We start from the raw sequence: 12,840 nt of genomic DNA, 5'->3' as shown, positions 1-12,840 counted from the left end.
CCGCAGGAGTATCGCATTGCGAAAAAATGGATAAAGTCGAGCTAAGAATTCATGAGCCAGAATTCCAATACTTCTCGGTTAAGGCGAAAAGGGGAAGGGGTAAGGGCATAGGTGTCAACGTTAAGACTCGGCGAATGGAATTCGCGGCTACACTGGCATTGTCCGCCTACGCTGACTAAAAGAAAATTAAGGCTTGTTTAACCCACGGAGGTGGGTTTTGTTTGTGTAGACGCAGTTTCTAACCGCCCATCTCGCGTTAAGTTGACTTAACCGAGAAGTATTGGCCAGAATTCTGCTATAACTTGGCTTTTTTGACATGATTATGAAAATCACTGGAAAATCATGACTTGCTCAAACTTATCTCATAAGGTTGAGATCAAATATTAAATGCTTCGTCACCATGCTTTTTCAGTACAATCTCTATTTTGTTATTCTGAGCGTTACTGTAATCATCTCAACTACTGTTGCGTTTGCAGCTTGGCAGCGTCGCTCAATTTGTTTGGCTAGCAAGCCTTTCATTTCGATGATGCTAGCGATCGCGGGATACGCTACTGTTGCAGCAATGGAAGCAGCAGCAACAATCCTCTTGACCTCGTTCCTGTAGCTAGAGACACGTTGATTGAGAATATGAGTGACGGTGTGTTGGTGTTGGATGCCCAAAACCGGATTATTGACTTTAATCCGGCGCTAAAACGTCTGATTGGGGTAAAAAAGCAGCATATTGGACAACCTGCGGCTCAAGTTCTAGCAAAATGGCCAGAAATCGTCAGGCTGTACCATACTCATGAAAGCTTCAAAACAGAAATATTCATAGATTCGCTAACTCCTTGTTATGTAGAGCTACTAATTACCTCATTACACAATGGGCGCAAGCAGTTAACAGGACGTTTACTTGTTTTGCGTGACATTTCCCAACGTTATCAGGCTGAATCTGAACTCCGAGAGGCGAATGAATATTTGCAAAAACAGGTACTCGAAATTCAAACATTACAGGTTCAGTTACGAGAACAGGCTATACGAGACGGACTGACAGGCTTGTTTAATCGGCGTTATTTTGACGAGATATTCCCAAAAGAACTAATACGAGCAACGCGAGATTCTGAGCGAGTTGCTTTGATAATTATGGACATCGATTATTTTAAAAATGTTAATGATATATTTGGTCATCAGGCTGGCGATCGCGTAATTCAGATATTTGCAGACCTTCTTCGCTACTATAGTGATAGTGATTCTCAAAACATTGTATGCCGATATGGTGGTGAAGAGTTTGTATTAGCTTTACCTGGGCTGACACAGGAGAAAGCCTTTCAACACGCCGAACATATTCGGTTATCGTTTCAAGCTGCGCGGTTGGAATCTAGAGGTAAAGAAATATATACAACGGTTTCAGGTGGAGTAGCCGTGTTTCCAGATCATGGAAAAACCACTGATGAGTTATTGCAAGTAGTCGATCAAGCGCTATATGCCGCTAAGTTAGATGGGCGCAATTGCATCAAGCGTGTGTAATCTAATTGATAAAATGTAGAAATTTAAACAATGATTTATAGCAGATTTTAAGGAAGGTTAAGTACACAATTTAAGTCTCAAAGGTAGATATAAAGCCTGTTTTACTTCTGACTTCACCAATTATGACAACTTGGCAGAGCTTTCCTTGCTCCACTGCTGAATTCTGCTGGATGAAAAATACATAAATCTAAAAAATCGGATTTTTCAGTCTAGTTAAAAATATTGCAAAATATTTCAGTTAAGTAGATGGGCGTGAATAAATATAATATGTTCCGTCATTGCGAAGCAATCCCAGACACTTTGCGATTGCTTCGCAATGACATTTTATATTTAATTATGCCTACCTACTTAACCCAGATTATCTGGATCTATTCCTAGCGCTCTTAATTGTTCTGTCAATTGTTGCACCCGTTCTTCTGCTTGTTGAGCGCGTTGTGTTTCTTGTTGAGCGCGTTGTGCTTCTTGTTGAGCGCGTTGTGTTTCTTGTTGAGCGCGTTGTGCTTCTTGTTGAGCGCGTTGTGCTTCTTGTTGAGCGCGTTGTGCTTCTTGTTTTATTTGTTCTGCGGGCGTGAGATACCGTTGTCCTTGTTCATCATACCAATACATCCATTCCCGCATTACACCGCAATAATTTCCCCTTTCGCAACCAATTCCTAAGCCAATTTCTGGTAGCCAAACAGGGTTTCCTTCTTGCAATTCATACTTACCATTAACTAACTTATGTACTTCCAGATGGGGTTTGCGGCGGCGACGAGAGGAATAAATCACGTAGTAAAGTACGCCCAACGCTGCATATTCATCCAGTTTAGTAGTGTATTCTTTGCGATAATTTTGCGAAACTACTTCTAGGACGAAAATCGGTACAACATTTTCATCCCACAGCACATAACTGGGACGCAACTCTTCATCATAAAACCGCTCTACCCCTAAGCTCAAAAACCCATCTGGCACAATGGGCGGTTTATCAGGGTGATAATAAATACCCATATCTATGGCAAATAGCCAGTCCATGCGTTCTGACCAAAGTATCAGCAGGATCGCTTTCAGCAACCCTGGTATCAATTCTTGTAGTTCATTATCCACAGGTGTTTCGTCAGAGTCTGGTAGCTCCTCGGCTGAGGGCAAGTACCTTGGTAAGTTGTACTCTAACATGGCTGGTTTCCCCAAAACTCAAAGGATATTTGGCTCTATTTGGCTCACCAGAATTATAGCGATTTCTCCGCAACTATGTTCAGTAGAGTACTAATGGACATTAAATACTCTACTGAATATAGTTGCTAGCTTTTAATTACTAAACAATTTTAAATCTGCCGGAATCATGAACAATAAAATTTATTTGATCCCTAAATTCTAGCTATCACAATCCGATTATCTTAATTATGCAATGTTTTGCTTTGACTAAGAGATACCACTTGTGGTAATGATAAACAGACAAGATTCGACAGATATAATAGTTACTAGCTCATTTGCTGCTTGTGCAGAGCATTGCTTCAGCGAAAGTTGCAGCCAAGTCAAGAATACAGGCGTTTTTAACCCATCAAGGAAATTGCTTAAGCCGATAAAATTTTGGTAACTCTTAACTATTAATAAATATATAGGTGCTTAGTGCTATTAATGCTTTATATTTAGCGACAGGTGGCGCAAACAGCTACTCAGATTCAAATACTTAGGAGGGAGTACCTATCGGAAGCAACTCACGCTTCGATACCATCAGCACGTAGCGTAAGTAAAGGTTAAGTTGATATTCAAACAAATAATTTTGCTGAATTGCGACAGATAAGGACTAAACTAAAAAGTCTTGTGTAGCAAAACCTGTAGCTTTAAATGTAGTAATCATGTCTAAGGTTCTTGTCTCAGATTCTATTGACCAAGCTGGAATTGACATTCTTTCGCAAGTTGCGACCGTTGATGTCAAAATAGGTCTAAAACCAGCCCAACTGCTCGAAATTATTGGTGAGTATGATGCACTGATGATTCGCTCTAGTACACGTGTCACTCAAGAAATCATTGAAGCCGGCACTCAGCTAAAAATCATCGGTCGTGCTGGCGTGGGTGTGGATAATGTGGATGTTCCCGCAGCCACACGTCGGGGAATTGTGGTAGTCAATTCTCCAGAGGGAAATACAATTGCCGCTGCCGAACATGCACTAGCAATGATTTTGGCCTTATCTCGCCACATCCCCGATGCTAACGCCTCGGTGAAACGCGGTGCGTGGGATCGCAATAGCTTTGTCGGCGCGGAAGTCTACAAAAAAACTCTCGGCGTTGTTGGTTTGGGTAAGATTGGCTCCCATGTTGCTGCTGTAGCTAAGACAATGGGGATGAAACTCCTAGCTTATGACCCTTTTATTTCTACAGACCGAGCCGAACAACTTGGCTGTCAGTTAGTGGAGCTAGATTTACTCTTCCAGCAAGCAGACTATATCACCCTGCACATCCCCAAAACCCCAGAAACCACCCACTTGATCAATGCCACAACTCTGGCAAAGATGAAACCCACAGCCCGGATTATCAACTGCGCTCGTGGTGGGATCATTGATGAAGTAGCTTTAGCAGCAGCTCTGAAAGCTGGTAAAATCGGCGGTGCAGCCTTGGATGTATTCGAGTCTGAACCACTCGGTGAATCTGAATTGCGATCGCTAGGTAAAGAAGTTATCCTCACCCCCCACTTGGGAGCCTCTACCGCAGAAGCTCAAGTGAATGTGGCTATTGATGTTGCCGAACAAATTCGAGATGTCCTTTTAGGACTACCAGCGCGTTCAGCCGTCAACATTCCTGGACTCGGCCCTGATGTGTTGGAAGAACTCAAACCCTACATGCAACTAGCAGAAACTCTAGGTAATCTAGTAGGACAGCTAGCTGGCGGACGGGTAGAAGTACTCAATATTCGACTGCAAGGAGAACTCGCGACCAACAAAAGTCAGCCTTTGATAGTAGCTGCCCTCAAAGGATTACTTTATCAAGCTTTGCGAGAACGGGTAAATTACGTCAATGCCAGCATAGAAGCCAAAGAACGCGGAATTCGGGTAATTGAAACCCGCGATGCTTCCATTCGAGACTATGCCGGAACGCTTCATCTAGAAGCCACGGGTACTTTAGGTACTCATTCTGTCACAGGTGCTTTGTTGGGTGAGCGGGAAATCCACCTGACTGATGTTGATGGTTTCCCCATTAACGTCCCACCTAGCAAATATATGCTGTTTACCCTGCACCGCGATATGCCGGGGATTATTGGCAAACTTGGTTCCCTACTCGGCAGTTTTAATGTGAATATTGCCAGTATGCAAGTAGGTCGTAAAATCGTCCGTGGTGATGCGGTAATGGCTCTGAGTATAGATGACCCTTTACCTGAAGGCATTTTGGATGAGATTATAAAAGTCCCTGGTATTCGGGACGCATATACAGTAACACTATGAGCGCTGAGTGCTGAGTAATGAGTGCTGAGTAAAAAAAATTAGGAGTGAAAAGTAAAAAATGAGAATAACAACTCCTAACTCCTAACTCTCTCAAACTCAACACTTAGCACTCAGAACAGGCTAAACGCCCCGCTAGCGCTAACAGCACTCAAAAATGGCAAACACCTGGTGGGAACTACAGATTTTATGCGAGCCAGACCTAGAAGATTCAATCTTTTGGCGACTGGAAGATTTTGGCTGTCGTGGGACAGCTAGTGAAAATAAGGGAAATTCATTTTTAGTCAAGGCTTATTTATCCACAATTCAAACGCAGCTCCTAGATTTGGCAGCGCTGTCGCTATGGCTGCGTCAAGATGCACTTTGTGTAGGGCTTTCATCTCCCTCTCTGCAATGGCAGTTAATTGATGAGGAAGATTGGGCAACTAGCTGGAAACAATATTGGCATCCGCAAGAAATCGGCGATCGCTTCCTAATTAATCCCGCTTGGCTACCATTGCCAGAAACAACCGAACGGTTAGTGATTCGTCTCGATCCAGGTGTAGCATTTGGTACAGGCAACCATGCCACCACTCAGTTATGTTTGGAATCCCTGGAAATGCGTCTAAGTGGAGTTCCTCAGTCCTTTGTGGGTACTGGTGGGAAACATGAACACCTGATAATTGCGGATATTGGCTGTGGTTCTGGTATTCTTTCCATTGGAGCGCTGCTACTGGGAGCAGAGAAAGTCTATGCAGTAGATAACGATCCTTTGGCGGTGCAATCAACTATCAGTAATGGTGTCCTGAACGACATTAGCTCAGAACGTTTACTACCTGCACTGGGAAGTGTAGACGTTTTGACAAAACTGATTGAGAAACCAGTGGATGGTATTGTTTGCAATATTTTGGCTAATGTGATTATAGAGTTGATTCCAGAAATGAGTGCGATCGCTAAACCTGAAACTTGGGCGATCTTCAGTGGTATTTTACTAGAACAATCTAAAGCTGTTGCTGACGCGTTAGAAAAACATGGTTGGGTCGTAGCTACCCTGTGGAAACGAAAAGAATGGTGTTGCTTGAATGTGCGGCGTTCTTAACCTACGCAAAACTACACACTGGAGGGGCAATAGATGAATTGCCCCTACCTGAAAATGAAAGTTTCAACTATTCGACTTAAGTATAAGTAATCAAGCAATCTGAAGTGACATAATATATAGATTATCCACTATTGACTTTTGAAACCAGCGATGAAAGAACGGCTACAAATCCACAAAAAAGCTGACTCATCCGCTTCTAAGTCAGAACAAAGTCAGTTGCGATGTCTACAACGGGCTACGCCTACGCAACTGTTAACTAATCACTCTCAACTTGGCTCCGACAAGCCTATAATACAGGCGAAAGTAGAGAATCAGAAATTTCAACAGGATCGGTTTGAGGCAACAAAACTCCAAATCCAAGCCAAGCAGGGCACTATCACGCCAGAGGGACAGGAACGACTCACTGTATTACAAGCAAAGATGAATGAGTCGTTGCAGCAAGGAAAGAAACATTCTGCCCAATTTGGTCATAACATTGACAAAATGGCGATAAAACGTGCCGATATTGTCTCACTAGCACAAATGGAACCATTAATACAGCCAAAACTCACTATTAGTCAACAAGGAGATCGATATGAACAAGAAGCGGATAGAGTAGCTACTTCTGTAGTTAGCCAAATTAATCTACCTACTCTGCAAACCCAGGAAGGAGAGCAAACGAACCTACCAGGTAGCAGAAACGAACAAGCAAGCTCTGAAGAAATATTAGCAGTAAATAATTCAGCAGATAAAAAACAAAAATTTTTACAAGATTACTCACTAGCCAAAACACTAGTAAATGGCATAGATGACACATTACCAGAAGATAAAATTCTGGAACAACTATTCAAAAACTTTGCAAATATCCAATTTCAATACATAATGGTGAGCAAGAGTCCAGAAACTCTCTTGAAAGGCTCTCCAGAAGGAGATTGTCAGACATTAGCTCGTACTTTTAAAAAGGTTGCAGAAGAATATTTTGGCATCAAAAAAATAACAATTGAAAGCATTGCCAAACCTTTTTTGAGTGAAGCTGGAGTTACACCATACCAAGGTAAAAAACCTAATTGTGATGATGGTAAGCGGTGGTTTTTCCAAAATCATTATTGGGCTAGCTGGAACGGCAAAGTTTACGATGTTTTATTCCTCAGCCATAAACGAACTGAAGCAGATATGGCAAAACAGGTGCAACCACTTACATCTATGTTGATGCCTGAGCAAGAGTACTATGAAACAGAAAAAGGGAAAGTTGTATATCCAATTGTGAATAAGTACTCAACTGTAGAAATTAGTATATTTGAGAAGCTGAAAAACTTTGTTAATAATCTTGGTAGATTTTTCTCGGATAATATGAGTGCGATAATAAATAAAATTCAGTCTTTATTAGCCAAAGGTGGAAACAACACTAGCGGTTTTGATTCTTTAATAAGAGAACTAGAAAAAGATAAAACTAGTACTACAATCTTAAACAATCAAAATCAATAATTCCAGACTAGCTCATTTGTACAATGATTCTACCTGTAAGGATGGCTTGCGTCTACGTAATTAAGTTTTGACCATAATCACTGTGCAACTACTCTTGCGAGAAATATTCTCAGCAATATTTCCTTGAATCGCTTGTTGCAAGAGACTTTCACGGCTAGCCCCTAGAACAATCACATCACTGTTGTCTTGTTCGGCGCACTCAAGTACAGCCTCAGAAACAGAATTGGCCTGGACTGGAGTAGCCACCACCTTACCTTTAACTCGGCGTTGGAGAAAGTGGACAGATTTTTCCAATAATGTTGTGTCAGGAATGGAGCCAGTAGGGTGGAAAACCTGACAGAGCTTGATTTGGGGCGAGGTACTTAAAGAAGTAAGAGCAGGTAATAGCTTAATTGCTTGGCTGGAGTTAGGGCCACCTGCCATTGGCAGCAACCAACGATCAAAAGCTCTTTTATCATGCAATTTAGCCAAGACAACATCACAACTTGCCTGTCGAATTATGGTATCCACCACTCGGCTGAAAACTCTACCAGGAGTTGATGTACTGCCTTTCCATCCCATCAACACCAAATCAATGTGCCGCTCTTTCACACTCTCCAAAATTGCCCCAGCGACATTATGGGTAACTCGGATCTGGGTGTGAACGGGAATCCGCAACTTCTCTCCTAACAGTATTGCCCTTTGCAAAAGCTCAAGGCTTTTGGTAATTTGTACTGGTGTTTCAGATGGAATACGGTTAGATGGAACAATAATTACTTGGAGACATTCTATTTCGTAATTGCGATCTTTGGCGATCGCAACTGCCATTTGTAGTAAAGTCTCGGCTGTTTGCGGATGTGAAAGTGGTAATAGTAACCTTCCTTTGCCTGTAGCTGGAGCGCGAGTTTGGTAAATCACATAAGAAGGTACTGATTTCGATTCTATCTGTTGGGTATTACCACTCAACTTCTCTGCTTCTACACGAATAATATCACTGCGAGTAATAATTCCGATTAGCTTCCGACCTTCTGTAACAGGTAAGCAGCTTAGGTGATAACGATTGAGTATATGCAGTACATGGGCCAGTGTAGCTGTGGGACTTATTGTTACTGGCTCTGGTGTCATAATCTCACTAATAGGTGTATCTCCACCTAAATGTTGCGAGGCAAGACTAACTAAATCTTTCTGAGTGATAATACCAACAACTTTACCATTTTCTAAAATTGGGAAGTTGCGATGGTGAGAATCAGAAAATGCCTGCATTGCTTCATCAGTGCTCATCTGGCTAGATAAGGTTTCGACACGTCGCTGCATCACATCTGCGGCACTTATTTGTGCTAGAAACCCTTCTGTGCTTGGCTCTTTTGTAATGTGAATCCCTTTCCACTCTAGTAGAAGGTCATAGAGCGATCGCGGGTCAATTTTTTCCGCTACCAAATAGGCAATCACAGATACAATCATTAACGGTAGCACCAGATTGAAATCTGTCGTCATCTCGAACACAATGACAACTGCTGTGATTGGTACCTTAGAGACAGCGCTAAAAAACGCAGCCATTCCCACATGAGCGTAGGTTGTTGCAGCACTCATTCCTAGCAAACTCTGTTCGGTAGCACCCACCAAGTAACCAAGGGCAGATCCTAATGCCAAGGTGGGAACCAGCAAACCCCCTGGCGCACCTGAGCCGTAGGTTAAAATAATTAGGATAAACTGGACTAAAAAAGCGATCGCTGCAAATAGCCAATCACCACTACCTACAAGCAAAATTTCTCTCAGCCCAGCATTATTGCGAAAAGTTATAGGTAACAGAGCTATTACAACACCAGTCACTAGCCCCACAATTCCAATTCGCCAGGGTAAACTCAGGTTTAGTAAACGCCGATTAATTGCCAGACTTGCAAGAATACTTTTATTAAACAGAATACCTAGTAGCCCAGCCAGCACTCCCAAAATCAAGTAGAAAGGGATTTCCTGAGCGAAGAAAGTTGTATGTGAAAATCCTAAATTCAGATGATTCAGATCGAGGCTGTGACTACCATAGAGTCGGGAAATGACTGAAGCGATGAAAGAAGCCAAAATCGCAGTGCCAAGAGTGATCCCTGACACATCTTGGAGTAATTCTTCCACTACAAAAAGGACACCGGCAATAGGTGCATTAAAAGCCGCAGCTAACCCAGCGCCTGCTCCGGCGGCGATCAGTTGGCGACGATGCTCTGGTGAAGTCGGCACCCAGTTACTAAGTTGATTTGCCAAAGCTGCCCCAATTTGGACAGTCGGCCCTTCTCGTCCTAAAGGCATTCCAGAACCCAGCACTAGTGTAGCGCTAACCAGCTTCACCAAAGCAATCCGTAGATTTAACGGCATCGGCACGCGAGCCAATACTGCTTTCACTTCCGACATCCCACTACCCGATGCTTCCGGTGCAAAGCGCTCTACTAACCAACCAGCTAAAATTCCTCCTACCAGTCCAATGCCTGGTAGCACCAAATAAGCAGGCCACAGATAAGAAAGATGGACTCGCCATGCTCCCGCCCAGTCTACAGCCTGTCCTAATAGAACTGCTGCTAGCCCAGAAACTAAACCAATCAGACAAGCTTCAACGAAAGCCAAACGCCTAGGTCGAAGCATCTGACGAGAAAGCCTCAACCACAGAATTTTTCCCTTGGCCAACATATTTTTAGCAATCACTTGTCATAAATGAAGGTATATAAATGCCTGAAATATCTTACCATTTACCCTATCGGCTCTGTTCAAACATAAGCAAGCGGAAACTCTGGCATTGGTAATGGCGATCGCCATTAGACACGAATATCGTCTTTATACCCGTAGGCATCGCCTTCTCTTCTCTACGAGAGGCTGCGCCAACGAGACGCTACGCGAACAACAAGTTATCAGTCATAGTATAAATGGTAATTATTTTGTTTAGTATAATCCCTCCTAATTTTTTTCTGGAGTGAATTTCATTACCTACGTGACCCAAAAGAGTAATTAGCAACTTGGGTTATTTAATTAACTGTGTTTTATTTAAGTGGATTCTCCTTGGTTGTAAACTCTTGCTCAAATGAACAATTGCTTTGGTAGAGAGAAAAATTATTCATAATAGCTCAGATGGAACCCTGATAAACTTCCGATCTTTTTTCTCATTGCGATCGGAGAAAAATAGTGATTTAGTTTTGTACTATGAGTATATTAATTTCAATGGTATTCCTGAGACTTTTACAACTCTTTTCAGCGATAATACCTTCAAACTGCCTCGAAGTCGCTACTTAAGTTATCCTCTTGATGGCAATAATGATACCACTCAAAAATATTGTTGTGTCAACTTAAAGACTTATAATTAAGGCCATAAGGAAACAAGTACATTGCCTTTGCGTGTTGCTCAAGATGATTCATGTCCAATTTGAGCAACACTGTCGCTTTTATTTTTCCCCCGATTGCACGCGCCACAAATTAGCATAAATCCCGTTCTTATCTAACAATTCTTCATGGGTTCCTGACTCAACCAACTCGCCATATTCCATTACATAAATGCAATTAGCATTACGAATAGTAGAAAGGCGATGGGCTATAGCTATGGTTGTTCGATTAACAGTAATCCTTTCTAAGGAACGCTGAATTGCCGCTTCGGTTTCATTATCCACTGCTGATGTAGCTTCATCTAAAACTAATATAGGTGGATTTTTTACCACAGCCCTAGCGATCGCAATTCTTTGCCTTTGTCCACCAGATAATTTTTGACCCCGTTCTCCAACTATCGTCTCATATTTTTGAGGGAGTCGCATAATAAAATCATGAGCTTCGGCAATTTTGGCAGCTTTAATTATTTGTTCATCGTTAGCATCAAAAGTTCCATAGGCAATATTCTCAGCAACAGTACCATGAAATAAGAATACATCCTGACTTACCAAGCCAATACTACTACGCAAATCATGTAAATTTAAATTTTGGATATCAATGCCATCAATGGTAATCTTTCCAGAAGAAATGTCATAAAATCGCAATAGTAATTTAACTAAAGTGCTTTTACCAGAACCTGTAGAACCAACAATAGCAATAGTTTGGCTTTGGGGAATGTGTAAAGATAGTTTCTTAATTACTGGTTCTCTATCTTGATAAGCAAAAGTAACTTGCTTGAAGTCAATTTCACCACGTACCTGAGAAGTATGTAAAGATATATCCCCTCTAATAATATTGATGGGAGCATCCAACAAATTCATAACCCGATTGACGGAAGCCATTGACCTTTGATATTTGTCAAAGATTTCTCCTAATGAGACTAATGGCCACAATAGCCTCTGTACTAAAACGAGTAAGACACTGTAATTACCAATAGATATTGTCCCAGTAGATGTTGCCATACCTCCCCAAAATAGCAAGGCTGTGAACCCGATTAAAACTAGCATTCTAATTATGGGAATAAATGCAGCCGAAAGTTTAATTGCTTTGGTATTACTTTTTCTATATGCTTCGCTTTCGCTTGCCAATCTAGCACTTTCATAAGCTTCAGCAGTGAAACTCTTAATTGTGTTAATTCCACTGAGATTATTTGCTAGTCGGGAGTTTAGAAAACCTACTTTATCCCGCACATCAGCATACCGAGCTTCTAGACGTTTTTGATAAGTGAAAGAACCCCAAACAATAAATGGCATTGGTAGCATTACTACTAAAGTAATGGAGGGAGGTAAAATCCAGAAAGCACCAACAGTTAAAATGAGGATCGAGGTACTAATCTGAATGATGTCGTTGGCTCCGAAATTTAAAAAATCTTCTAACTGGTTGATGTCATCATTCAGTATTGACATCAAGCCCCCAGTGCTACTTTCTTCAAAGTAAGCTGAATCTAATTCTTGTACATGATTGTAAGTATCCAAGCGTAAATCATGCTGAATATTTTGGGCTAAATTACGCCACAGCCGATCGTAAGCATACTGAGAAAGCGATTCAAACATCCAAAGAATGACAGTGATCGATGAAAGCAACAAAAATTGTGAAAATGTATCTTTAATTCCCCATTTTCCAATTAGGGAATCTTCCTTCTTGACGAGAATATCTACCGCAGTACCAATCAACCACGGTGGTGCTAAATCTAATATCGTATTAATGATTGAAAATGATGTTGCTTGCCAAATTTGTTGGCGATAGCGTCTTCCATAGTTAAGCACGCGTTGTAAAGGATGGGCTGAATTGCTAGGCTTATTAGGCGCTATGGAAGATTTTGATGTGATTGTCACGACTGTTTATTGTTTGTAGTTAGGTGATTGATAAGAGCGATATAGGATTACTATTTTATTTTTGAACGAAATTAGGTATTGTAGAGGAGCCAGTGCGTTGCGGTGAATCCAGCGCTGTAGGCGGGTTTCCCAACCTAGGCGACTGGTGAACCCGAAGGGAGGTTCCCTC

Annotated in this window: 8 protein-coding genes; 5 read left to right on the top strand and 3 right to left on the bottom strand. The window is 41.7% G+C overall.

The features are described from left to right. The first annotated feature begins 400 nt into the window (after positions 1–400). Positions 401–604, top strand: a complete 204-nt coding sequence (locus CDG79_RS43835) for a hypothetical protein (RefSeq protein WP_223278213.1) — start codon at positions 401–403, stop codon at positions 602–604. Between the two features lie 23 nt (positions 605–627). Next, complete coding sequence (locus CDG79_RS19355) at positions 628–1,506, top strand: sensor domain-containing diguanylate cyclase (RefSeq protein ID WP_223278212.1); 879 nt, start codon at positions 628–630, stop codon at positions 1,504–1,506. Between the two features lie 348 nt (positions 1,507–1,854). Here the strand turns inward: CDG79_RS19355 and CDG79_RS19350 are convergent, their stop codons facing one another. Beyond that, positions 1,855–2,658: a Uma2 family endonuclease gene (locus tag CDG79_RS19350; RefSeq protein ID WP_094343573.1), complete on the bottom strand. Its 804-nt coding sequence runs from the start codon at positions 2,656–2,658 to the stop codon at positions 1,855–1,857. A 683-nt stretch (positions 2,659–3,341) separates the two neighbouring features. Between CDG79_RS19350 and serA the strand changes: the two genes are divergently transcribed. From serA to CDG79_RS19335, 3 genes are all read left to right on the top strand, one after another. Then, complete coding sequence (serA, locus tag CDG79_RS19345) at positions 3,342–4,922, top strand: phosphoglycerate dehydrogenase (protein ID WP_094343572.1); 1,581 nt, start codon at positions 3,342–3,344, stop codon at positions 4,920–4,922. Positions 4,923–5,076: 154 nt separating this feature from the next. Next, the gene (prmA, locus tag CDG79_RS19340; protein WP_094343571.1) at positions 5,077–5,997 is read left to right on the top strand and encodes a 50S ribosomal protein L11 methyltransferase; all 921 of its coding nucleotides are present in this window, start codon (positions 5,077–5,079) and stop codon (positions 5,995–5,997) included. Between the two features lie 150 nt (positions 5,998–6,147). After that, on the top strand, positions 6,148–7,461 hold the full coding sequence (locus tag CDG79_RS19335) for a hypothetical protein (protein WP_094343570.1): 1,314 nt from the start codon (positions 6,148–6,150) through the stop codon (positions 7,459–7,461). A gap of 60 nt (positions 7,462–7,521) precedes the next feature. On the opposite strand, the gene CDG79_RS19330 is transcribed toward CDG79_RS19335, so the two are convergent. Continuing rightward, on the bottom strand, positions 7,522–10,113 hold the full coding sequence (locus tag CDG79_RS19330; RefSeq protein WP_094343569.1) for a chloride channel protein: 2,592 nt from the start codon (positions 10,111–10,113) through the stop codon (positions 7,522–7,524). Positions 10,114–10,859: 746 nt separating this feature from the next. Continuing rightward, positions 10,860–12,671 carry an ABC transporter ATP-binding protein gene (locus CDG79_RS19325; protein WP_094343568.1) on the bottom strand — a complete coding sequence of 604 codons (1,812 nt, stop codon included), beginning with the start codon at positions 12,669–12,671 and terminating at the stop codon, positions 10,860–10,862. Positions 12,672–12,840 lie beyond the last annotated feature (169 nt).

It is taken from the genome of Nostoc sp. 'Peltigera membranacea cyanobiont' 232, assembly GCF_002245985.1.
In the GTDB taxonomy this organism is placed as follows: Bacteria; Cyanobacteriota; Cyanobacteriia; order Cyanobacteriales; family Nostocaceae; genus Nostoc.
Note: the sequence above shows the minus strand (reverse complement) of the source record. Positions and strands in the feature narration are given on the sequence as shown.

What these genes read in the sequence shown, in the direction of transcription:
- CDG79_RS43835 (WP_223278213.1), top strand. Translation starts at nt 401, where the DNA reads ATGCTTTTTCAGTACAATCTCTATTTTGTTATTCTGAGCGTTACTGTA.
- CDG79_RS19355 (WP_223278212.1), top strand. Translation starts at nt 628, where the DNA reads ATGAGTGACGGTGTGTTGGTGTTGGATGCCCAAAACCGGATTATTGAC.
- CDG79_RS19350 (WP_094343573.1), bottom strand. Translation starts at nt 2,658, where the DNA reads ATGTTAGAGTACAACTTACCAAGGTACTTGCCCTCAGCCGAGGAGCTA.
- serA (WP_094343572.1), top strand. Translation starts at nt 3,342, where the DNA reads ATGTCTAAGGTTCTTGTCTCAGATTCTATTGACCAAGCTGGAATTGAC.
- prmA (WP_094343571.1), top strand. Translation starts at nt 5,077, where the DNA reads ATGGCAAACACCTGGTGGGAACTACAGATTTTATGCGAGCCAGACCTA.
- CDG79_RS19335 (WP_094343570.1), top strand. Translation starts at nt 6,148, where the DNA reads ATGAAAGAACGGCTACAAATCCACAAAAAAGCTGACTCATCCGCTTCT.
- CDG79_RS19330 (WP_094343569.1), bottom strand. Translation starts at nt 10,113, where the DNA reads ATGTTGGCCAAGGGAAAAATTCTGTGGTTGAGGCTTTCTCGTCAGATG.